The organism is Cellulomonas sp. P22, from assembly GCF_044392165.1.
Genome location: NZ_JBISBW010000004.1, coordinates 70,442 through 95,559 on the forward strand (window position 1 = coordinate 70,442; position 25,118 = coordinate 95,559).

General features: G+C 73.8%; 22 protein-coding genes. 7 read left to right on the plus strand and 15 right to left on the minus strand.

The window, feature by feature from the left end; genetic code table 11:
- Positions 1–211: 211 nt before the first annotated feature.
- The 4 genes from ACGIF2_RS04420 to ACGIF2_RS04435 form a co-directional block, all read right to left on the minus strand.
- Positions 212–1,147, minus strand: a complete 936-nt coding sequence (locus tag ACGIF2_RS04420; RefSeq protein ID WP_396043896.1) for a proteasome assembly chaperone family protein — start codon at positions 1,145–1,147, stop codon at positions 212–214.
- Between the two features lie 91 nt (positions 1,148–1,238).
- Entirely contained in the window at positions 1,239–1,718 is a 480-nt protein-coding gene (locus ACGIF2_RS04425) for a response regulator (protein WP_396043898.1), read from the minus strand.
- Positions 1,708–3,276 (minus strand): ATP-binding protein, encoded by a 1,569-nt coding sequence (locus tag ACGIF2_RS04430; RefSeq protein ID WP_396043900.1) that lies wholly within the window; start codon positions 3,274–3,276, stop codon positions 1,708–1,710. The genes ACGIF2_RS04425 and ACGIF2_RS04430 overlap by 11 nt, the downstream gene beginning before the upstream one ends.
- The gene (locus tag ACGIF2_RS04435) at positions 3,273–4,457 is read right to left on the minus strand and encodes a PP2C family protein-serine/threonine phosphatase (RefSeq protein ID WP_396043902.1); all 1,185 of its coding nucleotides are present in this window, start codon (positions 4,455–4,457) and stop codon (positions 3,273–3,275) included. The genes ACGIF2_RS04430 and ACGIF2_RS04435 overlap by 4 nt, the downstream gene beginning before the upstream one ends.
- A gap of 175 nt (positions 4,458–4,632) precedes the next feature.
- Between ACGIF2_RS04435 and ACGIF2_RS04440 the strand changes: the two genes are divergently transcribed.
- Together ACGIF2_RS04440 and serA are read left to right on the plus strand one after the other, a co-directional pair.
- Positions 4,633–6,906, plus strand: coding sequence for a HelD family protein (locus ACGIF2_RS04440; protein WP_396043904.1), 2,274 nt, complete (start codon positions 4,633–4,635; stop codon positions 6,904–6,906).
- A gap of 74 nt (positions 6,907–6,980) precedes the next feature.
- Positions 6,981–8,180 carry a phosphoglycerate dehydrogenase gene (gene serA / locus ACGIF2_RS04445; protein WP_396043906.1) on the plus strand — a complete coding sequence of 400 codons (1,200 nt, stop codon included), beginning with the start codon at positions 6,981–6,983 and terminating at the stop codon, positions 8,178–8,180.
- 106 nt (positions 8,181–8,286) lie between these two features.
- On the opposite strand, the gene ACGIF2_RS04450 is transcribed toward serA, so the two are convergent.
- Positions 8,287–8,484 (minus strand): DUF5302 domain-containing protein, encoded by a 198-nt coding sequence (locus tag ACGIF2_RS04450; RefSeq protein ID WP_396043908.1) that lies wholly within the window; start codon positions 8,482–8,484, stop codon positions 8,287–8,289.
- A 213-nt stretch (positions 8,485–8,697) separates the two neighbouring features.
- Here ACGIF2_RS04450 and ACGIF2_RS04455 point away from each other — a divergent pair, with 213 nt between their 5' ends.
- Both ACGIF2_RS04455 and ACGIF2_RS04460 read left to right on the plus strand, forming a co-directional pair.
- Positions 8,698–9,744, plus strand: coding sequence for an aldo/keto reductase (locus tag ACGIF2_RS04455; protein ID WP_396043910.1), 1,047 nt, complete (start codon positions 8,698–8,700; stop codon positions 9,742–9,744).
- 51 nt (positions 9,745–9,795) lie between these two features.
- Positions 9,796–11,499: an AMP-binding protein gene (locus tag ACGIF2_RS04460; RefSeq protein WP_396043911.1), complete on the plus strand. Its 1,704-nt coding sequence runs from the start codon at positions 9,796–9,798 to the stop codon at positions 11,497–11,499.
- A gap of 76 nt (positions 11,500–11,575) precedes the next feature.
- Here the strand turns inward: ACGIF2_RS04460 and ACGIF2_RS04465 are convergent, their stop codons facing one another.
- From ACGIF2_RS04465 to ACGIF2_RS04475, 3 genes are all read right to left on the minus strand, one after another.
- Entirely contained in the window at positions 11,576–13,606 is a 2,031-nt protein-coding gene (locus tag ACGIF2_RS04465; protein ID WP_396043913.1) for a S9 family peptidase, read from the minus strand.
- 99 nt (positions 13,607–13,705) lie between these two features.
- Positions 13,706–14,215 carry a transcriptional regulator NrdR gene (nrdR, locus tag ACGIF2_RS04470; RefSeq protein WP_396043915.1) on the minus strand — a complete coding sequence of 170 codons (510 nt, stop codon included), beginning with the start codon at positions 14,213–14,215 and terminating at the stop codon, positions 13,706–13,708.
- A gap of 191 nt (positions 14,216–14,406) precedes the next feature.
- Positions 14,407–14,817: a LysM peptidoglycan-binding domain-containing protein gene (locus ACGIF2_RS04475; protein WP_396044223.1), complete on the minus strand. Its 411-nt coding sequence runs from the start codon at positions 14,815–14,817 to the stop codon at positions 14,407–14,409.
- Positions 14,818–15,075: 258 nt separating this feature from the next.
- Between ACGIF2_RS04475 and lexA the strand changes: the two genes are divergently transcribed.
- Together lexA and ACGIF2_RS04485 are read left to right on the plus strand one after the other, a co-directional pair.
- Positions 15,076–15,843, plus strand: coding sequence for a transcriptional repressor LexA (gene lexA / locus ACGIF2_RS04480; protein WP_396043917.1), 768 nt, complete (start codon positions 15,076–15,078; stop codon positions 15,841–15,843).
- Between the two features lie 127 nt (positions 15,844–15,970).
- Complete coding sequence (locus tag ACGIF2_RS04485; RefSeq protein WP_396043919.1) at positions 15,971–16,246, plus strand: Rho termination factor N-terminal domain-containing protein; 276 nt, start codon at positions 15,971–15,973, stop codon at positions 16,244–16,246.
- Positions 16,247–16,299: 53 nt separating this feature from the next.
- Here ACGIF2_RS04485 and ACGIF2_RS04490 read toward each other — a convergent pair whose 3' ends face one another.
- The 3 genes from ACGIF2_RS04490 to hflX all read right to left on the minus strand — a co-directional run bounded on the left by ACGIF2_RS04490 (position 16,300) and on the right by hflX (position 21,088).
- Positions 16,300–17,307, minus strand: coding sequence for an L-lactate dehydrogenase (locus ACGIF2_RS04490; protein ID WP_396043921.1), 1,008 nt, complete (start codon positions 17,305–17,307; stop codon positions 16,300–16,302).
- A gap of 61 nt (positions 17,308–17,368) precedes the next feature.
- On the minus strand, positions 17,369–19,504 hold the full coding sequence (locus ACGIF2_RS04495; RefSeq protein ID WP_396043923.1) for an ATP-dependent DNA helicase: 2,136 nt from the start codon (positions 19,502–19,504) through the stop codon (positions 17,369–17,371).
- 30 nt (positions 19,505–19,534) lie between these two features.
- Entirely contained in the window at positions 19,535–21,088 is a 1,554-nt protein-coding gene (hflX, locus tag ACGIF2_RS04500; protein ID WP_396043925.1) for a GTPase HflX, read from the minus strand.
- Positions 21,089–21,242: 154 nt separating this feature from the next.
- On the opposite strand from hflX, the gene ACGIF2_RS04505 reads away from it, so the two are divergent.
- On the plus strand, positions 21,243–21,854 hold the full coding sequence (locus ACGIF2_RS04505; protein WP_396043927.1) for a class I SAM-dependent methyltransferase: 612 nt from the start codon (positions 21,243–21,245) through the stop codon (positions 21,852–21,854).
- Here ACGIF2_RS04505 and ACGIF2_RS04510 read toward each other — a convergent pair.
- The 4 genes from ACGIF2_RS04510 to ACGIF2_RS04525 all read right to left on the minus strand — a co-directional run bounded on the left by ACGIF2_RS04510 (position 21,841) and on the right by ACGIF2_RS04525 (position 25,011).
- A complete protein-coding gene (locus ACGIF2_RS04510) occupies positions 21,841–22,191 on the minus strand; it encodes a TlpA family protein disulfide reductase (protein ID WP_396043929.1) in 351 nt (116 codons plus the stop codon). The genes ACGIF2_RS04505 and ACGIF2_RS04510 overlap by 14 nt on opposite strands.
- An 83-nt stretch (positions 22,192–22,274) precedes the next feature.
- On the minus strand, positions 22,275–23,234 hold the full coding sequence (gene dapF / locus ACGIF2_RS04515) for a diaminopimelate epimerase (protein ID WP_396043931.1): 960 nt from the start codon (positions 23,232–23,234) through the stop codon (positions 22,275–22,277).
- Positions 23,231–24,187, minus strand: a complete 957-nt coding sequence (gene miaA / locus ACGIF2_RS04520; RefSeq protein WP_396043933.1) for a tRNA (adenosine(37)-N6)-dimethylallyltransferase MiaA — start codon at positions 24,185–24,187, stop codon at positions 23,231–23,233. The genes dapF and miaA overlap by 4 nt, the downstream gene beginning before the upstream one ends.
- Entirely contained in the window at positions 24,184–25,011 is an 828-nt protein-coding gene (locus ACGIF2_RS04525) for a hypothetical protein (RefSeq protein ID WP_396043935.1), read from the minus strand. Before ACGIF2_RS04525 ends, miaA begins: the two co-directional genes overlap by 4 nt.
- Positions 25,012–25,118 lie beyond the last annotated feature (107 nt).

Below are 25,118 nucleotides of genomic sequence, written 5' to 3' on the forward strand. Positions count from 1 at the left end.
CACCCGCGTTCGGGTGGCGCCGGTCAAGCGTCAGTTCGTCACTGCAACAGTCGCGATCTTCTCATGACGGCCTTGTCGACGCCATGGTTTCTGACCCGATCTGCACCCAGTTCGACAACGATCAGGTCACGGCGTCCGAGACCTCGTCCGACGCCCTGTGCAGCGACGACGCTCCCGCACCGACGGCCGCACGAACCACGAACCGCGAGGGTCAGAGCCCCGGGCCGTCGTCGGTGCGTTCGGCGAGGAACCGCTCGAACTCCGCCCCGAGCTCGTCGGCGGTCGGCAGCTGCGTGGTGTTGGCCAGCAGGCCCGTTCGACCCGTGCTGCGGGTGAACGCGTCGTACTGCTCCTCGAGGGCGTGCACCACCGCGGCCACCTCCTCGGAGCCCTCGACCTGACGCTCGATCTCGGCGATCGTCTCCTCGGCCGCGTCGGTGAGCGCCCGCAGGCGCAGGTCCAGTCCCGTGGCCCGTTCGACGTTCTCGAGCGCGATCATGCTGGCCTGCGGGTAGGTCGACTGCGCGAGGTAGTGCGGCACGTGGACCGCGAAACCCATCGCGTCGTGCCCCGACTCCCCCAGACGCAGCTCGAGCAGCGAGGCCGCGCTCGCGGGCACCTGGACCGAGCCGAACCACGCCGGGTGGTCGGCCACGAGCTCGGGCCTGGTCGCGTGGGCCGTGACGGACAGCGGACGCGTGTGCGGCACCCCCATCGGGATGCCGTGCAGCCCCACCGTCAGGGGCACGTCGAAGCGCTCGACGAGCTGGCGCACCGCCGCCGTGAACCGTTCCCACTGCACGTCCGGCTCCGCGCCGTGCAGCAGCAGGAAGGGAGCGCCCTCGGCGTCACGCACGAGGTCCACCACGAGAACCGGCTCGTCGTACGAGCTCCAGGTGGTCGCGTCGAACGTCATCATGGGGCGCCGTGAGCGGTAGTCGACGAGCTGGTCGGCGTCGAACGTCGCGAGGCGGGTCGTCGTGAGCTCCTCGGTGAGGTGCTCGGCCGCCCGTCGCCCGGCACCACCGGCGTCGACGAAGCCGTGCATCGCGTGCACCAGCACCGGCCCGCTGCCGAGCGCAGCACGGGCAGTCACCTCGGCGGCGACCGCCGGGTCGACCGCGTAGATCTCGCTCGGGTCCAGCATGGGTCCTCGCTCTCGAAGGCACGTCAGGCCGTTGCAGTCGCAGGGCCACACCCCGTCAACACGAGAGCGGCCCGCGCTCTTCCCTCGGACCTCAGCGTCCCGGCAGGCGGACGACGGTGACGAAGAACTCGTCGATCTTGTGCACGACCTCGATGAAACGGTCGAAGTCGACGGGCTTGCTGACGTAGGCGTTGGCGTGCAGCGAGTAGCTGCGGATCACGTCCTCCTCGGCGTCGGACGTCGTCAGGACGACCACGGGGATCGACCGCAGCTGCTCGTCCTGCTTGAGCGCCTGGAGCACCTCGCGCCCGTCCATGCGCGGCAGGTTGAGGTCGAGCAGCACCAGGTCAGGGGTCGGGACGTCGGCGTACTCGCCCTCCTTGCGCAGGTACTCGAGGGCGCTCACGCCGTCCGAGACGACGGCCAGCCGGTTGGCGACCTTGTTGTCCGCGAACGCCTCCCGCGTCATCAGCACGTCGCCCGGGTCGTCCTCCACCAGCAGGATGTCGATGGCCTTGTTCGAGCTCTGCACCACTTCTCCCGTCTCGACCGCGGGGCGGTCAGTCCTCATCCGTCGCCGGCAGCGTCCAGCGGATGCTGGTGCCCTGCGTGGCCGACGGGTCGATCCAGATCCGACCGCCGTGATACTCGACGATCTTCTTGCACAGCGCGAGCCCGATGCCCGTGCCCTCGTAGACGTCCTTGGCGTGCAGGCGCTGGAAGATCACGAACACGCGTTCGGCGTACTGCGGGTCGATGCCGATCCCGTTGTCCGTGCACTCCAGCTCCCACGATCCTTCCACCCTCCGGGCGGTGACATGGACGCGCGGCTCGCGCTCCGGGTCGCGGAACTTGACGGCGTTCCCGACGAGGTTCTGCAGCAGCTGCACCAGCAACGAACGCTCGCCCCGGACCTGCGGCAGAGCGTCGGACGTGACGACAGCCCCGGATTCGGCGACGGCCTCACCCAGGTTCTCGACCGCCTCGGCGAGCACCTTCGTCAGGTCGACGTCTGTCTCCTCGCCGCCGAGGCGCCCGACGCGCGAGAAGCCGAGGAGGTCCTGGATGAGCTGCTGCATGCGCTTGGCGCCGTCGACCGCGAAGTCGATGTACTGGTCGGCCCGTTCGTCGAGCTGACCCCCGTAGCGCTTCTGCAGCAGCTGGGTGAAGCTCGCGACCTTCCGCAGCGGCTCCTGCAGGTCGTGCGACGCGACGTAGGCGAACTGCTCGAGGTCGCGGTTGGACCGGCGCAGCTCCTCGGCCTGCTCGGTGAGCTGCTGGTGCGTCTCCCTGACCTGGCGGGACGACTCCTCGAGCGCGTCGAGCTGGTCCACCAGGGTCCGACGCATGCGCTCCATGTCCCGGGCCAGGACCGCGATCTCGCCCGGCCCGGTGGCGGCCACGGGGTGCGTCAGGTCGCCCGAGCTGACGGCCTGGGCGTCGGCCGCGAGCGCGGCGATCGGGTTCGTCACCCAGCGGCGCAGCATGACCCACACCGTCGTGCCGACGACGACGGCCGCGAGAGCGAGGACGAGGACGGCCCCGGACAGCGCCGTGGTCCACACCTCGAGCGCGCCACCCGCGGTGTCGCGCAGCTCGCGCAGCTCGGCGAGGTAGGCCTCGACCTCGACCCGGACCTCGTCGAACAGGACCTGGCCCGCCTCGATCTGCTCGGGGGTCACCGACGCCGGGCCGTCCTGCGCCACCTGGGCGATCAGCGGTCCGGCGAACTCGCTCTGCCACGCGTGCGAGGCGGACGCCGCGGCGTCTGCGGCGTCCGTCGTCGAGTCCGGGAAGCCGCTGCGGACCGAGTCCTCGGCGAGCGAGGCGAACGTGGTCGTCGACTCGGAGGCCCGGGCGAACGGCTCGAGCGAGATCTCGTCACCCGTCAGGGCGTAGCCGCGGACGGCCGTCTCGGCGTCGACGAGCCGCACGTAGGCGCCGTCCGCGCGCGTGATCGCGTCGAAGTACACCTCGGTGACCTGGTGCTGGAGGTCGATCACCCGGACGACGACGACGCCGGACGCACCGACCACGAGCCCCAGCAGCACACCGGCGGCCACGAGGGTCTGCCCCAGGCGGCGACGCAGCGTCATGGCCTGCGGCGTGGCGGGCGTGGGGGTGCTCACCGGCCCCACCCCAGCACCACGACGGCGGTGTCGTCGACGAGCTCGCCGCCGTGCAGCGCACGCACGTCGCGCAGGACCTCGTCGACGACGTCGGGCACGCCCCGCTCCAGCGCAGCGTCGACGACCGTCAGCAGGCCGTCCTTGCCGACGCGGCCCCCGCTTCCCAGCACCGTTGCCTCGATCACCCCGTCGGTGTACAGCATCAGCCGCCAGCTCGCCCCGAGCTCGATCCGTGTCGGGGACCATCCGCCCGGCACCGGGATGCCCAGCGCGCGCCCCCGCCCCGTGGGAGGCAGCAGCAGGGTCGGCGGGCCCAGGAGCAACGGCACGGGGTGGCCCGCGAGGTACAGGTCGACGCTCGCGCGATCGGGTGCGATCTCGACCATCGCGACCGTGGTGAAGATCTCGGGGCGCGCGCGTTCGGCGACGAGCACCCGCTCGAGCAGGCCGAGCATGTCTGCTGCGGCGATCCCCGCGAGGACGAGCGTGCGCCACGCGGTACGCAGCGTCGCGCCGAGCGCCGCCTCGTCGGGCCCGTGCCCGCACACGTCGCCCACCAGGCCGAGCACGCTGCCGTCGGGGCGCTCGACGACGTCGTAGAAGTCGCCGCCGAGGAGCCCCTCGCGCCCCGCCCGGTAGCCGACGCGCACCTCGAGCCGCGGGTCGCGGACCGCCGGGGTGGGCAGCAGCGCACGCTCGAGCCGGTTCGTCTCCTCGGCGCGCACGAGGCTGCGGTACAGCGCCCGGTCGGTGACCTCGAGTCGCCGCCGCTGGACGGCGTAGCGCACCGCACGGCCCAGGGTCGAGCCGTCGACCTCGCCCTTGACGAGGTAGTCCTGCGCCCCGCAGCTGACCGCCTCGAGCCCGAGGTCGCTGCCCGCGAGCCCGGTGAGCACCACGACGGCCGGCGCCCCCGCCGCGAGCAGCCGGTCGAGCGCGTCGAGGCCCATCGCGTCCGGAAGGCCCAGGTCGAGGAGCACGCAGTCGACGTCGAGGTGCTCGAGCGCCTCGCGGATCGTCCGGGCCCGGACGATCCGGACGTCGAGGCCCGCGTCGAGCAGGCTCTCCTCGACCAGCAGGGCGTCGCCGTCGTCGTCCTCGACGAGCAGGACGCGCATGGTGCGGTCGAGCGGGCCGGCGGGTGACACCACCTCGTAGGTCGAACGTGCGATGTCTGTCACGGGGGTCCTCTCGTCTGTACGCCGGGGCAGAGCCTAGAACGGCGCACTGGGGAGGACGCGCCAGCGCCCGACGGCGCCGAGAGGGGTCGGCGTAGCGGATAATGGACGGCTGCCCGCACGAGAACGTGCAGGCGGCGGGGCCGGTCGGGGCACCGGGACAGACAGGACGGTGGACGTGGCGGGGATCGAGTCGGAGCTTCGTGACGAGCAGCAGACCGTGGACGAGCTCTACGCACGGCTCGACACGCTGCGCGAGCAGACCCGGGAGCGCCTGGCGGCCGTCCGCCGCCACGGGCCGTCGGGGTCGCCGCAGAACCGCAGCGAGCGCGACGCGTTCGCGACGCTGTACGAGGACCGGCTCGCGCAGCTCGAGGCGGTCGAGGACCGGCTGGCGTTCGGACGGCTCGACCTGAGCGACGGCGCCCGGCGCTACATCGGGCGCATCGGCCTGACCGACACCGACCACGCCTCGCTGCTCACGGACTGGCGCGCCCCGGCGGCGCAGGCCTTCTACCGGGCGACCGCCGCCCAGCCCGACGGAGTCGTGCGCCGCCGGCACCTGGTGACGCGCGGACGCTCGGTCACGGGGGTCGAGGACGAGGTGCTCGACCTCGACCAGCTGGGCGAGGACGGCGCCGACGGCACCGTGTCGGCCGCCGGCCTCTCGGGCGAGGGCGCGCTGCTCGCCTCGCTCGCGGCAGGGCGCACCGGGCGCATGGCCGACATCGTCGCGACGATCCAGGCCGAGCAGGACGCCATCATCCGTTCCGACCTGCAGGGCTCGCTCGTGGTGCAGGGCGGCCCCGGCACGGGCAAGACGGCTGTCGCCCTGCACCGCGCCGCGTACCTGCTGTACGCCCACCGCCGGATGCTCGAGCGCTCGGGGGTGCTGCTCGTGGGTCCGAGCCGCACGTTCCTGCGGTACATCGACCAGGTGCTGCCGTCGCTCGGCGAGACCGGGGTCGTGACCTCCACGATCGCTGAGCTGTTCCCCGGGGTCGTCGCGACGGGCTCCGAGCCCGACGTCGTCACCGAGATCAAGGGCCGCTCGGTGTGGACGCGCATCATCGAGCGGGCGGTGCGCCAGCGCGAACGGGTGCCGCGCGAGGCGACGAGCATCTCCGTCGACGGCCGCACGGTGGTGGTCGAACCCTCCGACGTCGCCTCGGCCATCGCCCGGGCCCGGCGTGGGCACCGGCCGCACAACCAGGCGCGCTCGGCGTTCGTGCGCGACATGCTCTCGCGTCTGGCCGACCAGTACGTCGCCCAGCTCGGCTGGCCTGTTGCACCCGACGACCGCGCCGAGATCGTCGAGGAGCTGCGCACGACCCGTGAGGTGCGGATCGCACTCAACCTCGCGTGGATGCCGCTGACCCCGCAGGGCCTGGTGCAGGACCTTTTCACCAAGCCGTACCGGCTCGACGCGGCGGCCCCCGAGCTGAGCCGGCGCGAGCGCGGCCTGCTGCAGCGCTCACCCGATGCACCGTGGACCGCGGCCGACGTGCCGCTGCTCGACGAGGCCGCTGAGCTGCTCGGCGAGGACGACCAGGCGGCCCGCGCCCAGGCCCGCGCCGATGCGGCGCGCCGGGAGAGCGAGCTCGAGTACGCGCGGCGCGTGCTGCAGTCGAGCGGTGGCGACGGGCTCGTCTCGGCCGAGATGCTCGCGGACCGGTTCGCGAGCAGCGGACCCCGGCTCACGACGGCCGAACGTGCGGCCGCCGACCGCACGTGGACCTACGGCCACGTGGTGGTCGACGAGGCCCAGGAGCTCTCGTCGATGGCATGGCGGATGCTGCTGCGTCGCGTCCCGACCCGCTCCATGACGATCGTCGGCGACGTGGCCCAGACGAGCTCGCCCGCGGGCGCGCACAGCTGGACCGCGATGCTCGACCCGCTCCTGCGGTCCTCCTGGCGCCTGTCCGAGCTCACCGTCAACTACCGCACGCCGGCCGAGGTGGCCGACGCCGCGCAGCGCATGGCCACGGTCGCGGGTCTGCCCGTGAGCCCGCTGACCTCGGCACGCGACGTCGCCGGCGCGCTCTTGAGCGAGCAGGTCGCACCCGACGACCTCGTGGCCGCTGCCGTGCGGCACGCCCAGGAGTGGCTCACCGGCCTGGACGCGGATGCGGGCGGTGGTCGGGTCGCGGTCGTGGCCCCCGCCGCGCTGCTCCCCGACGTGCGGGCAGCCGCGCAGGAGGCCGGTCTGGGCGCCGCCCTCGACCCCCGGGCCGCGGGCGGCGGCGCTGCGAACCTCGACGCACCGCTGTCGCTGCTCACGCCTCGCGAGACCAAGGGCCTCGAGTTCGACGTGGTCGTGCTGCTCGAGCCCGACCAGGTGCTCGCGGGCGGCGCAGGAGACCTGTACGTCGCGATGACCCGGCCCACGCAGGCGCTGCGCATCGTGCACAGCCGCGAACTCCCGACCGGGCTCGTCACACCGGGGACGTGAGCGCAGGTCGGGCCCTGTGTCCGAGGGTCGGGACCTGTTTGGGCTCTCGCGGGTCGGAGGCGCACCATGGGGGCGTGCTGCGCGCCCTTCTCCTCGAGAACCTCCACCCCCAGGCCAGGACCATCCTCGAAGCCGCCGGGTTCGAGGTGACCACCCGCACCGGCGCCCTCGACGAGGCCGAGCTCGTCGAGGCCCTCAAGGGGGTCAACCTTCTCGGCATCCGCTCCAAGACCCACGTCTCCGAGGCCGCACTCGCGGCGGCGCCCGACCTCATGGCGATCGGGGCGTACTGCATCGGGACGAACCAGATCGACCTCCAGGCCGCGGCGTCGCGCGGTGTCGCGACGTTCAACGCGCCGTTCTCGAACACCCGGTCGGTGGTCGAGGTCGCGATCGCGGAGATCATCGCGCTCACCCGACGCCTCACCGAGTTCGACCGAGCGATGCACGACGGCGTGTGGAACAAGTCGGCCACCGGCGCGCACGAGGTGCGTGGACGCACGCTCGGGATCGTCGGCTACGGCAACATCGGCACCCAGCTCTCGGTGCTCGCCGAGAACCTCGGCATGTCCGTCGTCTTCTACGACACCTCCGAGAAGCTCTCGCTGGGCAACGCCCGGCGCGCCGACTCGCTCGACGAGGTGCTCGAGGTCGCGGACGTCGTGACGCTGCACGTCGACGGCCGGGGCGGGAACGCGGGACTGTTCGGGGCGCAGCAGTTCGCCCGGATGCGACCCGGCGCCGTGTTCCTCAACCTGTCACGCGGCTTCGTGGTCGACTACACCGCGCTGCGGGACGCGATCGTCTCGGGCCATCTCTCGGGGGCGGCCGTCGACGTGTTCCCGGTCGAGCCCAAGCGCAAGGGTGACCCGTTCGACTCCGAGCTGCGCGGGCTGCCCAACGTCATCCTCACCCCGCACACCGGCGGGTCGACCGAGGAGGCGCAGGAGGCCATCGGCCAGTTCGTCTCGAACAAGCTGCGCGACTACGTCGCGACCGGGTCGACCACGCTGAGCGTGAACCTGCCCAACCTCGCGCTGGACCGGCTGCCGGGTGCGCACCGCCTCGCGTACCTGCACCGGAACGTGCCGGGCGTGCTCGCGGCCGTCAACGCGACGCTCGCCGAGCACGGCGTGAACATCGAGGGCCAGCTGCTCGGGACCCGCGGAGACATCGGCTACGTGGTGACCGACGCCGGGGCCTACGTCGACCCCGCGGTCGTCGAGGCCCTCGCGGCGCGGCCCGAGTCGGTGCGGATGCGTCTGCTCTCGTAGCTGCACGGCGCGTGCTGCGCGCCGCACCGGCTGCTCGACCGACGACGGCGGCGACCTGGGCTCGTGCCCCGGTCGCCGCCGTCGTCGGTCCTGCTGTTCGGATCTGTCAGGCCGAGCCCGACTTGCGCCGGAACTGGCGCTGCACGGGACCGGCGGTCTCGGAGCTGTGCACGGAGCCGGTGTTCGCCGACCCGTCCGACGTGCGGTGCTGGGCCGCCTTCTTGCGGTCCAGCGCCTCGCGGAACTTCGCCTTGGCGTCCTCGGAAGCCGCCGGTGCGGTCGACCTGTCGTCCTGCTGCGCCATCGCGATGCCTCCTCATGGGTACTGCACGGTGTCCGGCGGCACGCGGAGGTTTCCGTCGCGCCACCTGTCCAGCCTTCCTGACGTCCGCGCCGGGCGCCAGCGCATTCGAAGCGGGCTGCGCGGCTGCACCCCGGGGCGCGGGGCCACGGCGGCGAGGACCGGAGAGGTCGACACCGGCAGTCTAGGCGGGCGGGGGCCGCGTACCGTCATGCCATGCCTGTCGTCGCCTCCGCACGTCCCGACCTGCCTGAACGCCGCTGCGGACGCAGCGGCCTGGTGCTCCCCGAGGTGAGCCTGGGGCTGTGGCAGAACTTCGGCGGCGCGACGCCCTTCGCCACGCAGCGCGAGCTCGTGCTCGCCGCCGTGGACCTCGGGGTCACGCACCTCGACCTCGCGAACAACTACGGTCCCCCTCCGGGCGCCGCCGAGGAGAGCGTCGGGCGGATCCTCACGCGCGACCTCGCGTCCTCACGCGACCAGCTGGTCGTCTCGACCAAGGCGGGCTACCGGCAGTGGCCCGGCCCGTACGGCGAGCACGGCTCGCGCAAGTACCTGATCGCGTCGCTCGACCAGTCGCTCGGGCGGCTGGGCCTGGACCACGTCGACCTGTTCTACAGCCACCGGTTCGACCCCCGCACCCCGCTCGAGGAGACCATCGGGGCCCTGGGCACCGCGCTCACCTCCGGACGCGCCCGGGCCGTCGGGATCTCGTCGTACTCGGCGTCGCGCACCGCGCAGGCCCTCGAGGTCGCGGCGTCGCTCGGCGTGCCGCTGACGATCTGCCAGCCGTCCTACTCGATGCTCAACCGCTGGGTCGAGGAGCCCGACCCCGGTGCCGGCGGGCGATCGCTGCTCGAGGTCGCGTCGGACGGCGGGCTCGGGATCGCGGCGTTCTCGCCGCTCGCGCAGGGCCTGCTGACCGACCGCTACCTGCACGGGGTTCCGGCGGACTCACGGGCTGCCCGCGGCGGGCCGATGCGACCGGAGTACCTGAGCGAGGCGAACCTCGCGCACGTCCGCGCGCTCGACGCGATCGCGCGGGCACGGGGCCAGAGCCTCGCGCAGCTGGCGATCGGGTGGGTGCTGCGGGACCCTCGCGTGACGACAGTCGTGCTGGGGGCCCGCACCCGGGAGCAGCTCGAGTCGAACCTGGCGGCGCTGCACCAGTCGCCCCTGACGCCCGACGAGCTCGCGGCGATCGACCTCGACGCCGTCGACGGCGGGGTGAACCTCTGGGGGCCGCGTTCGAGCGACCTGTGAATTGCAACCTACTGTGTAGTAACTTACGGGGCCGTAGGTTACCCTCGAAGAGTGAGTTCACCCATCGACCGTCCCTGGGTCGCGTCGTACGCGACCGGTGTCCCCGCCGACGTCACAGTCCCCGACGAGCCGCTCACCGCGACCCTCGTCCGCACCGCGGAGCGGTTCCCCGACCGCATCGCCGTCGACTTCGAGGGTCAGACCACCACGTACCGCGAGCTGCTCGACGAGGTCGAGCGTGCCGCCGGTGCGCTGCTGGCCCTCGGGGTCCAGCGCGGCGACCGGGTCGCGATCGCGCTGCCCAACTGCCATGCCCACGTCGTCGCGTACTGGGCCGTGCTGCGCCTCGGAGCCGTCGTGGTCGAGCACAACCCCACCTACTCGGAGGGTGAGCTCGAGCACCAGCTGCGGGACTCGGGCGCGGCCGTGGCGATCTGCTGGGAGCAGACCGCGAGCCGCGTGCTCGCGATCCAGGACAACACCCAGCTCCGTCAGGTCGTCGCCGTGGACCTCACGCGCGACCTGCCCGTCGCCAAGCGCCTCGCGCTGTCGCTGCCGGTGCCGCGGGCCCGTCGCCTGCGCGCCCAGCTGAGGGGTGACGTCCCCGCGACCACGCCGATGTGGCACCGCCTCGTCGCCGCAGCGACCCCCGTCCCCGCGAGCCACGCGCCCGCCACCGCCGACGACGTCGCCACCATCCAGTACACCGGAGGCACGACCGGCACGCCCAAGGGCGCGGTGCTGACCCACCGCTCGCTCGGCGCCAACACCACGCAGGGCGGCGCCTGGACACAGCTCGCCGACGGCACCGAGACCTTCTACGCCGTGCTCCCGTTCTTCCACGCGTTCGGGCTCACCCTGTGCCTCAACTACGCAGCCCGCATCGGCGCGACGCTCGTCACCTTCGGCAAGTTCGACCCCGAGGCCGTCCTCGCCGCGCAGCGCAGGCGCCCCGCGACGTTCCTGCCCGGCGTGGCGCCCATGTTCGACCGGCTCGCGGCCCTCGCCGAGAAGAAGGGCGCCGACCTCAGCAGCATCAAGCTCGCGCTCGCCGGGGCCATGCCCATCGCGCGGGCCACCGCCGAGCGCTGGGAGCGCCTCACGGGCGGCCTCCTCATCGAGGGCTACGGCATGACCGAGACCGGGCCCGTCGCGCTCGGCAACCCCTGCACCGCAGACCGTCGTCCCGGCGCCCTCGGGCTCCCGTTCCCGAGCACCGAGATGCGCGTCGTCGACCCCGATGACACCTCGGTCGACGTCGCCCCCGGTGAGCGCGGTGAGCTGCTCATCCGCGGCCCCCAGGTCTTCTCGGGCTACTGGAACCGGCCCGAGGAGACCGCCGAGCAGCTCCTGCCCGACGGCTGGCTGCGCACGGGCGACGTCGTGGTCGTCGACGAGCACGGCTTCGCGACGCTCGTCGACCGCATCAAGGAGATGATCGTCACCGGCGGCTACAAGGTGTACCCCTCGCAGGTCGAGGCGCACCTGCGCTCGATGCCGGGCGTGGCCGACGTGGCCGTCGTCGGGATCCCCGGCGGGGACATGGGCGAGAAGGTCGTGGCCGCCGTCGTCCTCGACGCCGACGCGGCCGGCACCGCCGGGCTCGACCTCGCCGCCGTCCGGGCCTGGTGCGAGCAGCGCCTCGCGCGCTACGCCCTCCCCCGCGAGCTCGTCATCGTCGCCGACCTGCCGCGCTCCCAGATCGGCAAGGTCATGCGGCGCGTCGTGCGCGAACGCGTCATGGGCGGCGCCTGACCGACGCACCCACCCACGAACGAGGGCCTTGTCCGTCCGGTGGTCCCGGACGGGCAAGGCCCTCGTTCGTCAGAGGTCACACCGGCAGGTGCCGCGCCCACCAGGTCAGGACGTGCTCGAAGCGCGCCTTGCGGTGGCTCGGACGCCCCGACCGCGTCAGCTCGTGCCCCTCGCCCGGGAACAGCAGCAGCTCGGACTCGACGCCACGACGCTTCAGCTCGACGAACCAGCGCTGGCCCTGCTCGACCGGGCACCGCCAGTCCTGCTCGGAGTGGATCACGAGCGTGGGCGTCTGGACGCGCGCGACCTGCGCCATCGGCGACTGCGCGGCCAGCGCCGCAGCCTCCTCGGGCGTTCCGCCGTCGCCGAGGTAGGACAGCCCGAAGAACCAGCCGATGTCGCTCGACCCCACGAAGCTGACCGGGTCCAGGAAGCCACGCTCGACGATCGCCGCCGCGAACCGGTCGGTCCGCGTCGTCAGCCACGCCGTGAGGTAGCCCCCGTACGAGCCGCCCATCACGCCCACCCGGGCGCCGTCGAGCGCTGGGTCCTCGAGGGCGGCGCCGAGCAGCGCGAGCACGTCGTCCGTGTCGACGGTGCCGAAGCCCTTCGTGATGGCCCGGCCGTGCGCGGCGCCGTAGCCGGCCGACCCGCGCGGGTTGCCGTACACGACCGCGTACCCGGCCTCGGCGAGCACCTGCACCTCGTCGAACAGGCCGTGCGTGTACTGCGCGTACGGACCACCGTGGATCATCAGGATCGTCGGGTGCGGACCGGTTCCGTACCGCGCAGGATCCGGGTGCACCACCCAGCCGTACACGGGGTAGCCGTCGGGAGCCGTCGCGTCGAGCTCGACCGGCACGCGCACGCGTCCCGTGGCCCGCAGCGGCTCGGACAGGTCGGTGACCTCGCGGGACAGCCCCGTCACCAGGTCGACGACGAGCACGTCGCCCGAGGTGCCCGGGCCGGCCGACGTCACGACCACGCGCCCGGCATCCGGCACGAGAGCCGCACCCTGCACCACGTGCGGCGCACCGAGCACCACGCGCAGCTCGCCGTCGCTCAGCTCGCCGCCGCTCAGCTCGCCGTCGTGCACCGCGACCAGCTCGACGGCACCGCGGCTCAGCTCTCCGACGAGCACCTCGTCGCCCGCCGGGACCAGCACGCCGGGGGTCAGGTCGACCGCCTCGGCGTCCGTCAGGCGGCGCGGCGCGCCCACGGCCGTCGGGCCGTCCTCGTCGGCGACGAGGTCGAGCACGAACAGGCCGGTCTGAGCGGCGACGAACTCCCGCCCGTCCGGGCCCATGTCCTGGGCGAGCAGCCACAGCCGGCTGCCGTCCGCGGCGGGCACCACCGTCGCCACCGCGAGGTCGCTGCCCGCGCCCGCGGTGGTGAGCTGACGCGGTGCACCCGGGGTCCGGGCGTCGACGACCACGGCGTCGACCCGCAGGTCCTCGTCCCGGCCCTCGTGCACCGCGGCGACGGCCACGAGGTGCGCGCCGTCCGGCATCCAGCGGTGGCCGTCCACGTCGACGTCGCCGAGCGTGAGCTGGGTGCGGGCGGGAGCGACCGCCGAGCGGGCCGCGGGATCCTGCGGCACGTCGACGACCATGACGTGCTGACGCCGGTCCGTGCCGAAGCCCAGGCCGTCGTGCCGGTACTGGAACGTGGTGATGTGGCGCGGGGCCTCGGCGCCCGCATCGCCGCCCGCCACGTACCGCCCGTCGTCGGGCACCCGAGCGAGGTAGGCGATGCGGGTGCCGTCTGGCGAGAACCGGGGGGTCGAGGCTCCGAGCGGCTCCTCGGTGAGCGCCACCGGCTCACCACCGGCGACCTCGACGACGTGGACCTGCGGACGTCCTTGCGGCTCGGCGCGCACGAAAGCGACCCAGCGGCCGTCGGGCGAGACGTCGGGGGACGTGTCACGGTGCCCGCGGGTGAGCCTGCGGGGTGCGGACGCGCCGTCGAGGCCGACGACCCACAGCTGCCCGGTGTACTCGTCGGCCTCCAGGTCGGGACCGACCACCGAGATGACGGCGTGCCTCCCGTCGGGCAGCACGGCAGGGGTTCCAGGGGTGCGCAGAAGCGTCAGGTCGTCGGGGATCACGCTCCGCAACCTATGCCTGCGCGCACGACGGAGAAAAATGTCCGTCTCACGGCCGCCTCGAGCGACGACCGTGGGCGACGCGCCGCGACCTGAGGGGTGTCAGTCCTGCTCGGACCGTGCGTCGCCCGCCGCCGGACCCGTCTCGTCGGTCGCCGCGGCGACCTCGTGCTCGGCCCGCAGCACCGTGATGGCGGCCTCGAAGTCCTCGAGCGAGCTGAATGCCTGGTACACGCTCGCGAACCGCAGGTAGGCGACCTCGTCGAGCTCGCGGAGCGGACCCAGGATGGTCAGGCCGATCTCGTAGGCGTCGAGCTCGGCGCTGCCGCTCGCGCGGATGGTCTCCTCGACGCGCTGCGCGAGCAGAGCGAGGTCGTCCTCGCTCACGGGCCGCCCCTGGCAGGCCTTGCGCACCCCGTTGACGACCTTCTCCCGACTGAAGGGCTCGGTCACCCCCGAGCGCTTGACGACCGACAGGCTCGCGGTCTCGACGGTGGTGAAGCGCCGGTTGCACTGCGGGCACTGACGGCGCCGCCGGATCGACGCACCGTCGTCCGAGGTGCGGGAGTCGACGACCCTCGAGTCGCCGTGCCGACAGAACGGGCAGTGCACAGGTGGCTCCTCGCCGGTAGGCCCGCCGCCCGTGGGCGACCGCAGACCGGTTGATGATGCGCCGCACAGGGGGCGCGACGTCCTGACGTCTTGACAGACGTCGAGAAGCAACATATGTCGTCGGGTCGTCGGCCTGCAAGGTGGCCGCTCACCGGGCCGTGCACCGCGGCACCGCGCTGCGGACGCGCCGTTCAACGCTCCGTGGGAAGCAGGATCTGCTGCCCCGACATCAGGCCGGCGCCGTCGAGCCCGTTGAGCTCGACGAGCTCGAGGATGACGTCCCGGACGTCCTCCCCCGGACCGGCCACGTCTGCGGCGATCTGCCAGAAGGTGTCCCCCGCCATCACGGTGTAGCTCTCGAGGGCGGGCGGCGGCGCGTCGGCGACGGCGCGCGTACCGATGAGGCCCACCAGGCTCACGACCACGAGCGACAGCACCGCCACGACCCAGCGACCGCGCGTGGTCAGTCGCAGCGGAGCGCCGGTGTCGAGCGAGACGCGCTCCCGGGCGCTGAGACCGTCCCGCTCGGCCCGGCCCGCGCCACGCGGGACCAGCGACCCGGCGAACGCCTCACCACGGACGGCCACGGGGCCGATCACCATCGTGCTCACCGGAACCACCTCTCGTCGGACCATCTCGGTCGCTCGAACACCTGTACGTCGAACGCTTGTACGATGTCTACCACTCGCCGGGAGGAGATGTCGAGACTCGCTCGAACAGATGTTTGATCGAACGGGTCCGCTCCCCTAGGCTGGCGCCACAGGTGACAGGGCATCACGAGGCACCGACACGGACACCCGGTCGGCGCAACGGCCCCGCGACAGCGCCACACGGACGAGTGAGCTTTGGGGAGGCCAACGGTGGGCAACGACGGCAGCACGGTCCAGGACGGCCCGGCACGGGCGCCGGGCACGACGACGGCCACCGTCCGTTCGCTCCCGGCCGCTCCCCCCGATGACGAGCTGACCCCGCGCCAGCGGCTCGTGCTCGACACCGTCCGCTCGTCGGTCGAGCTGCGCGGGTACCCGCCGAGCATGCGGGAGATCGGCGAGGCCGTCGGTCTCACGAGCCCGTCGAGCGTCAAGCACCAGCTCACCACGCTCGAGCGCAAGGGCTACCTGCGACGCGACCCGCACCGCCCGCGCGCGATCGAGGTCGTGCAGGCCGACGACTCGCGCGGCGTGCAGCGCTGGTCGCCGGCGACCTCGGCAGGCTTCGGCGACGAAGACACGGCCGCGCGCGACAGCACCCCGACGCCGTCCTACGTCCCCGTCGTGGGTCGGATCGCCGCCGGTGGTCCGATCCTCGCCGAGCAGGTCGTCGAGGACGTGTTCCCGCTGCCGCGCCAGCTCGTGGGCGACGGCGAGCTGTTCCTGCTCAAGGTCGCGGGCGACTCGATGATCGACGCCGCGATCTGCGACGGCGACTGGGTCGTGGTCCGCCGTCAGCCGGTGGCCGAGAACGGCGAGATCGTGGCCGCGATGATCGACGGCGAGGCGACCGTCAAGACGTTCAAGCAGAGCGAGGGACACGTGTGGCTGCTGCCGCACAACCCCGCGTACTCCCCGATCCCGGGCGACGACGCCCAGGTCCTGGGGCGCGTCGTGAGCGTGCTGCGCAGCCTCTGAGCCGAGCGGACCGCCCGAGCCCACCCCGTCGAACCTGCACCGGTCCGACGGGGTGCGAGCGACGCCCGGCTCCGGAAGGCTGTGCAGACGGGCCCGCACCCGGGCCCGAGAGCTGAGGAGGGTCGGCATGCCCGGACGCATCAGAGACCCTGGGCCGAGCGTCAAGGACAAGGAGCTCTACGAGCGCCTGCGCGCGGAGGGTGACAGCAAGGAGAAGTCGGCACGCATCGCCAACACCGCCGCCGACACCTCACGCAGCGCTGTCGCCCGCAGAGGCGGCGAGGCCGGCTCGTACGACGGCTGGACGGTGAGCCGGCTGCGCGAGCGTGCGGCCGAGCTCGGCATCGCGGGTCGGTCGTCGATGCGCAAGGACGAGCTCATTCAGGCGCTTCGCACCCACTGAGCGCCGGCGCCGCGCCTGTCGGGCCCCAGCGCCGGCCCGAGCGCCGCCGCGCGCTACAGGCCGAACCGCCGCGCGACGGCCTTGAGCGCCTCGGCCGAACGACGCAGCCCCGCGAGCTCGTCGGAGGACATCGGGATCTCGAGCTGCTCGCCCACCCCGAGACCGCCCACCAGCGCCGGCACCGACAGGCACACGTCCGAGATGCCGTGGAAGTCGCTGAGCAGCGACGAGACGGGCAGGATCCGCTGCTCGTCCTTGAGCACGGCCTCGATGATGCGGGAGCCCGCGAGGGCGACGGCGTAGTTCGTGGCGCCCTTGCCCTCGATGATGCGGTAGGCCGACTCGACGACCTCGCGCGCGATCCCCTCGCGCACGTCCTCGGTCAGCGGTCCGCGCCCGCCGATGCCGTTCCAGTCGAGGAGGGGAACCGCGCCGATCGTCGCCGAGCTCCACAGGGGCAGCTCGGTGTCCCCGTGCTCGCCCGCGATGTACGCGTGCACGTTCTGCACCGCGACCCCGGTGTGCTGCGCGATGAGGTAGCGCAGCCGGGAGGAGTCGAGCACCGTGCCCGAGCCGAAGAGCTGGTTGGAGGGCAGGCCGGACATCTTGAGCGCCGCGTAGGTGACGATGTCGACCGGGTTGGTGACCATCACGTAGACGGCGTTCGGCGCGACCTCGACCAGGCCCGGGAGGATCTTGCCGACGAGGGAGATCGTGGCCTCGGCGAGGTCGATGCGGGTCTGGCCGGGCTTCTGCTTCGCGCCGGCGGTGACGACCACGACGTCGGCGTCGGCGCACACAGCGATGTCGTCCGAGCCGATCACGTCGGCCATCGGCATGAACTGGATCCCGTGCCCCAGATCGAGAGCCTCCGCCTCGACCTTCGCCTTGTTGATGTCGTACAGCGCCACCGTCCGGGCTGCGCCCCGCATGAGCGCGGCGTACGCCATGGTCGAACCGACCGCGCCCGCACCCACGACCGCGAGCTTGCTCGTGCGCCGCTGGGGGCCTGCCGGGGTGCTCGGGAAGCCCAGGTCGTCACTCTCGTCGCTCGCGCTCACGCGTCCTCCTCCACCGGTGGGCCGAATCGCCCGCACGGCACCGTGGTGCCGTCCGACCAGGCTAGTTGCTGACGGACGAAACCGCGTCGAGCCGGCGGAGGGCGGCCAGCGCGACCTCCCGGTCGGTGGTCCGCCAGAACTCCGGCAGCGACCGGGCGAGGAACTCGCCGTAGCGCGCGGTCGCGAGCCGCGGGTCGAGCATCGCGACGACGCCACGGTCGGTGGTCGAGCGGATCAGCCGCCCGGCGCCCTGCGCGAGCAGCAGCGCGGCGTGCGTCGCGGACACCGACATGAAGCCGTTGCCACCGGCCGCCGCGACCGCGTCGGACCGGGCCGACCGCACCGGGTCGTCGGGGCGCGGGAACGGGATGCGGTCGATCAGCACGAGCTGGCACGCGGGCCCGGGCACGTCGACGCCCTGCCACAGCGACAGGGTGCCGAAGAGGCAGGTCTTCTCGTCCGCCGCGAACGCCTGGACGAGCGTCGGGAGCTGGTCGTCGCCCTGAGCGAGCACCGGGACGTCGAGGCGCTCGCGCATCGCCTGAGCCACGGCGTCGGCGGCGCGGCGGGAGGAGAACAGCCCGAGGGTGCGTCCCCCGGCGGCGGTGATGAGCTCGGCGATCTCGTCCAGCTGGGCGTCCGTGGCGGGCTCGCGCCCGGGCGGGGGCAGGTGCCGGGCGATGTAGAGGATGCCCTGGCGCCCGTAGTCGAACGGCGAGCCCACGTCGAGGCCCCGCCAGGGCAGCGACGACGGCACCGGGGCTGCGCCGGTGCCCGCGAGCTTCTCGGGGCCGCGAGGCTCGGCGTCGGGGCGCGACTCGAGGCCGACCGAGCGGGCGACCGGTGCGAACGAGCCGCCCAGCGCGAGCGTGGCCGACGTGAGGACCGCGGACCGGCCGGCGAACAGGTTCGTGCGGATCAGCCCGTTGACCGCCAGCGGCGCGGCGTGCAGGCGCGTCATGGTGCCGCCGCGCGCGGTGCCGTCACCGCGGGCGCACCACAGCACCGTGTGCCGGTTGTCCTCGGGGTCGCCCGCCATGCGCTCGGCGGTCTCGAACAGCATGAGCATCGTGGAGACCGCCATCTTCAGCCCGCCGTCGGGCGGTCCCGACGTCGAGCGACCCACCGCCTGCGCGGGGACCCCCTCGGGCTTGAGGGCCGAGAGCAGCGCGCGGGACGCGTCACGCACGGCCGCCACGGCGTCGAGGGCGGCGGGTGGCAGGCCGTCGGCGAAGCGACCCTCGGGCAGCTCCATGAGCACGGCACCGAGGGCCGCGCTCGCCGCGTCGAGGTCGGTGGTGGCGAGCCCGCCGTGCCGACGTGCGAGCCGCGCGGCGTGCTCGATCGTGCCCACCGACAGGTCGCCCGTGGCCTGGGCCGTCACCCGGTCGGTGAGCTCGTGCGCCTCGTCGACCACGAGCACCTCGTGCTCGGGCAGGACGCCGGGAGACCCCGACGCCGCGATGCCCAGCATCGCGTGGTTCGTGACCACCACGTCGGCCTCGCGGGCCAGCCCGCGGGCACGTTCGGGGAAGCACTCGTCGAGCAGCGGGCAGCGCGCACCGAGGCACTCGAGCGACGTCACCGACACCTGCCGCCAGGCGCGCTCGCTCACGCCCGGGACGAGGTCGTCCCGGTCGCCGGTCTCGGTCTCCGCGGCCCACTCGCGCAGCCGCACGACCTGCGCGCCGAGGTCCTCGCCCGCGCCGCGTCCGCCCCGCGCGCGACCCTCGCCGGCCTCGGGGGCCGGGTGGTCGGCCGCACCGGCGTGGTCGCCCAGGTCGAACAGGGTGCCGGGCTCGTCGGCCGGGTAGCCCCCCGCGACCTTGTGCACGCAGACGTAGTTGTGCCAGCCCTTGAGCAGCGCGATGCGCGGCGGACGCGGCAGCCGGGGCGCGAGCGCGTCGGCCACCAGCGGGAGGTCCCGCGTGATGACCTGCCGCTGGAGGGCCAAGGTCGCGGTCGAGACGATGACGCGCTCGTCCTCGAGCACGGCGTGGCGCACAGCGGGCACCAGGTACCCGAGCGACTTCCCCGTGCCGGTGCCCGCCTGCACGAGCAGGTGCTCACCGGCCTCGATCGTCTCGGCGACCGCGCGGGCCATCTGCTGCTGGCCCTCGCGCGGAGACCCGCCGAGCGCCCCGACCGCGAGGTCCAGGAGCTCGTCCACGGACACGGCAGGTTCGGGCTCAGGCACCGCGACAGCCTAGTCGCCGCGGCTGACGCCTCAGTCGGTGCGGACCGCGGCGGCGGCGAGCTCGGCCGCGAGCGACTCGTCGACGCGCCCGCGCAGCGACGTGCCGGCCGGGGTGTGCTCCTCGGAGTCGATCTCGCCGTGCAGGTGCACCCGGTTGACCAGGTCGCCCCGGTCGTACGGGATCACGACGTCGACGGGCACCCCGGGTCGCGGCAGCTGGTCGGCGATCAGCGCCTGCAGCTGCTCGATGCCCTCACCGGTGTGCGCCGAGACGACGACCGCGCCGGGCTCGCGCGAACGCAGCCGGGCGACGACGTCCGGGTCGGCCAGGTCGGCCTTGTTGAGCACGATGACCTCGGGCACGTCCATCGCGCCGGGGATGTCGGCGAACACGTGCCGGACGGCCGCGATCTGCCCCTCCGGATCGGGGTGCGAGGCGTCGACGACGTGCAGCACGAGATCGGCGTCCGCGACCTCTTCGAGGCTCGACCGGAAAGCCTCGACGAGCTGGTGCGGCAGCGAGCGCACGAAGCCGACCGTGTCGGTCAGCGTGTACACGCGCCCGTCGGCGGCCTCGGCACGGCGCACGGTCGGGTCCAGGGTCGCGAACAGGGCGTTCTCGACCAGCACCCCGGCGCCCGTGAGCCGGTTGAGCAGCGACGACTTGCCTGCGTTGGTGTAGCCCGCGATCGTCACCGAGGGGACGGCGTTGCGCTTGCGGTTGGCCCGCTTGGTCACGCGGGCGGGTTCCATCGCGGCGATCTCGCGGCGCAGCTTTGCCATGCGGTCACGGATCCGGCGGCGGTCGAGCTCGATCTTCGTCTCACCGGGCCCACGCGAGCCCATGCCTGCCCCTGCGCCACCGACCTGGCCACCGGCCTGCCGGGACATCGAGTCACCCCAGCCACGCAGGCGCGGCAGCAGGTACTCGAGCTGGGCGAGCTCCACCTGGGCCTTGCCCTCCCGCGACTTGGCGTGCTGGGCGAAGATGTCGAGGATCAGCGCGGTGCGGTCGATCACCTTGACCCGCACCACGTCCTCGAGCGCGCGTCGCTGCGAGGGGGCGAGCTCGGCGTCCACCACGACGGTGTCGGCGCCGACGGCCGCGACGACCGTCGCGAGCTCGGCGGCCTTGCCCGAGCCGAGGAACGTGCCGGGGTCGGGGTTGCGGCGGCGCTGCAGCAGGCCGTCGAGCACCTCCGAGCCCGCGGTCTCGGCGAGGGCGGCCAGCTCGCGCAGCGAGATCTCGGCCTCCTCGGCGGTGCTCGAGCCAGGTTCGTTGGCGGGTGCGCCCCAGATCCCGACGAGCACCACGCGCTCGAGCCGCAGCTGCCGGTACTCGACCTCGGTGACGTCCTCGAGCTCGGTCGACAGGCCCGCCACGCGGCGCAGCGAGGTGCGCTCCTCGAGGTCGAGCTGGTCGCCGTCGTAGGCCGAGTGCACGGTGCCACCGTCGTGCCGAGCCGTGCCGGCCCGGGCGAGCACCCGCGCCACGACGTCGTCCGCCACCTGCTGCGCGCTGCGGGGCACCACGGCCTCGTCGTCGTCGTCCTGGCGCGCCACGGGGTGCTGCGGGTCGTTCACACGTTGCCTCTCGTCGGTGCTGCACGAGCGGGTCCACCCGCCCGTCGAAGAACCAGCCGTCCGGTCCCACGTCCAGGGTGTCACGCCCGCGAGGCGCGACGCGACGCTATTCGCTGCGGGCTGAGGGCCCCGCGGGCCCGGATAGGGTCGCGGGATGACCGGGAACGACCACTACTTCACCGCCCAGCCGGCCTCTGCCGACGAGCGCCGCACGCTGCGCGTCCACCTCGCCGGGCAGGACGTCGAGGTCGAGACCGCGGGCGGGGTGTTCTCGCCCGAGCACGTCGACCTCGGCACCGAGGTCCTGCTCCGCACCGTCCCGCCGGCCCCCGCCACGGGCGACCTGCTCGACCTGGGCTGCGGCTGGGGGCCCGTCGCCCTGAGCCTCGCGCTCGCGTCGCCCGACGCGCGGGTCTGGGCCGTGGACGTCAACGAGCGCGCGCTCGACCTGGTGCGCCGCAACGCCGAGCGGCTGGGCCTGGCGAACGTCGTCGCGACCACCCCGGACGACGTGCCCGCGGACGTGCGCCTCGCCGCGATCTGGTCCAACCCGCCCATCCGGGTCGGCAAGGAGGCCCTGCACGAGCTGCTGCTGCGCTGGCTCCCCCGGCTCGCCCCGGGGGCCGAGGCCCACCTCGTGGTCGGCAAGAACCTGGGGGCCGACTCGCTCCAACGATGGGTCGCCGACCAGCTGGGCGACGCGGCCACGGTCGAGCGGGTGGCCACCGCCAAGGGCTTCCGGGTGCTGCGGGTCACGGCCCGCTGAGCGCCCGCGCGAGCGCGACCCGCGCCTGCGCGAGGGTCGGCGCCCCGACGGCCCGCACCCGCACGACACCGGCGGCGTCGAGCACGAGCACGGTGGGCGTCGCGGCCACGTCCAGCCGCTCGCCGAGGTCGAGGTGATCGGCCACGTCGAGCTCGATGTGCGCCACCCCCTCGTGCTGGGCCGCGACGCGCGCGAGCACGGTCCTCGTCGACCGGCAGGGCAGGCAGAACGCGCTCGAGAGCTGGACGAACGTGGCGCGCGGCCCGAGGGGCGCACCGAGGTCGTCGCCCGTCAGCACGACGTCGTCGGTCTCGACGACGCGGGGTGGCTCGGTCATGCCCGCTGCAACGCGGGTCCGGGTCCCGGTGTTCCGCGCACCACGCCCGGCCACCCGCCCGTCAGCCGGTCGCCGCGGCGGGCTCAGACCGCGAGCGCGGCCAGGTCGACCTCGGCGCGGGCCACGAGCACAGCGGGGCCCGCGAGCTCGACGTGGTCGTCGGCCAGCACGCGCACCCGCACGGTCCCGCCCGGGACGTCGACGAGCCAGACGTCGGGGGCCTGCGGGCCGCCCCACGTCCGTACCGCGAGCGCAGCCGCGCACGCGCCCGTGCCGCACGACCGCGTCTCCCCTACCCCGCGCTCGTGCACGCGCATGCGGGCGCGGCCCACGAGGGTGCCGTCGGGGGCGGTCTGCTCGCCGAGCGGGAGCACGAGCTCGACGTTGGTGCCGTGCGGCGGCTGCGGCGAGACCGACGGCGCGCGGGTCAGGTCGACCGCGTCGAGCTCGGCGTCGCCTGCCAGCGCGAGCACGGTGTGCGGGTTGCCCACGTCGACGCTCAGTGCGGGCCGGGCGACCTCGAGGCCCGTGACGACGACCTCGGCGTCGAACCCGGCGCGCTCGGCGGCCGCCCCTCCGGGGAGGTGCCAGCGGCCCATGTCGACCGCGTACCAGACCCCGCCGGGCGCCCCGGCCACGGGCTCCTGGCGGACGTGGCGCACCCCGGCGCGCGTCCCGATCGTCAGGTCGCCGTCGGCCGCGGGGTCCCACAGGCCGAGCTCGACGAGGTAGGCCGCGAACACGCGCACGCCGTTGCCGCACATCTCGGCGATCGAGCCGTCGGCGTTGCGGTAGTCCATGAACCACTCGGCGCGCGGGTCCTGCGCGAGGCAGCGGGCGCCCTCGGGGAGCGCGTCGCAGGGCACGAGGCGGATCACGCCGTCGCCGCCGATCCCCGCCCTGCGGTCCGCGAGCGCACGCACCAGGGCCTCGGTCAGGTCGAGCGCGTCGAACCGGTCGTCGACCAGCACGAAGTCGTTCTGGGTGCCGTGCCCCTTGGTCACGGTCAGCAGGCCGGGCGACCCGGGCGCAGGCGCAGTCATGAACCCAGACTACGGCGCGGAGCCGGGTCGTCCGTGGCCGGACCGAGGGTGCCCGCGTCGGCCGCGGCGACGAGGTCGAGCGCACGATCAACCAGGTCAGGAGCGCGCGCGTCGAGCCAGTGCACGCGCGGGTCGCGACCGAACCAGCCCATCTGCTTGCGGGCGAGCCGCCGCGTCCCGGCCTCGACGGCCGCCCGGGCCTGGGCCTCGTCGAGCTCGCCGCGCAGCATCGCGAGGGTCTCGGCGTATCCCACGGCACGCGCCGCTGTGCGTCCGAACCCCCGCTGGGCCAGCGCCTCGACCTCGGCGACCAGGCCCGCGTCCCACATGCGCGCGACCCGCGCCTCGACCCGTGCGTCGAGCACCTCACGGTCGCAGTCCAGGCCGATCTGGACCGCGGGGACCTCGTACACGTGCTGCGGGAGCGTCGCCGAGTACGGCCGTCCCGTGAGCTCGATGACCTCGAGCGCCCGCACCACGCGTCGGGCGTTGCGCGGCCCGATGCCGGCCGCGGCGCGGGGGTCGAGCCGCTCGAGCTCGGCGTGCAGCGCACGCGACCCCTCGGTCTCGACGCGCTCCTCGAGCCGGGCCCGGACCTGTGGGTCGGTGCCGGGGAACTCCATGCGGTCGAGCAGGGCCCGGACGTACAGCCCTGACCCGCCGACGGCGATCGCGCGCGCTCCCCGGGCGTCGATGCGTCCGAGGTCGGCGCGGGCCGCGGCCTGGTAGTCGGCGACCGACGCGTCCTCGGTCGGGTCGAGCACGTCGAGCTGGTGGTGGGGAATCCCGCGCCGCTCGGCGGGGTCGAGCTTCGCTGTGCCGATGTCCATGCCCCGGTACAGCTGCATCGCGTCGGTGTTGACGACCTCCCCGCCGAGCCGTTCCGCGAGCGCCAGACCGAGGTCGGACTTCCCGGTCGCCGTGGGACCGACGACCGCCACGACGAGCCTCATGCCCCGACCTCGACGTCGGGGGTCCACGTCGCCACCACGTACTGCGCGCCCAACGGGGCCTGCGCCGTCAGCACCGCGGCCTGCACCTGACGGTCGGCCGGAGGGCCGCCGACGGCGCCCACGAGCACCTGCCACGGCCCCCATCCGCTGACCGCGAGCGACGACGCCTCGTCGCTCGAAGACCTCGCCATGCGTGCACGAGCGGCGGGGCCGCCGTCGGCCAGGTCGGCGAGGAGCTCGCTGTCGAACAGCTCGGCCCGGGGGTCGTCGGCGAGCGGACCGTCGGGGCCGTGCCGCGCGCTCAACGACCCCGCCACGACGAGACCGACCCGCACCGAGGCGTCCGCGGCAGCGGCGAGCGTCGCACCGAAATGCTGCAGCCGTTCGGCCCGGGTCCTCGCGCTCGGCCCCCCGGTGTCGGCGGCGTCCCCTGCGCCCTCGAGGGGCTCCGGGCCCGCCCCCTCGGGCTCTGCGACCTCAGCGACGAGCGTCCGGCCCGTCCACCCCGCAGCCCCCGTGAGAAGCATCCCGACGCTCGCGCCGATGCCTGCCGGGAAGTCACCGGGCACCGCGGGGACGGGCGGCTGCCAGCCGAGCTGGCCGTCCGGGATGCCGGCCGGCGCGAGGCTCGCCCGCACGTGCTCCCCCAGCACCCGGTCCACCGGGCCCGGTGCGACGACGACGAGCTGGTCGGGGCGTGCGTCCACCACGCTGCGCACGGCCTCCAGGGCCGCAGCACGGACGTCGTCGAGCACGTCGGCCCGGCCAGCGGCCCCGGGAACCAGGAGGGCGGTCTCAGGGACGAGCGCGGCGGCGACGAGCATGCTCCGACCGTAGCGGCTCGCGGGCCACCCGACCGACGCGCCCCGTGCGCCCGTACCCGGCCCGGGTGCGCAGGCGGGTGCGGGGGCGGGTGCGGGGGCGGGTGCGA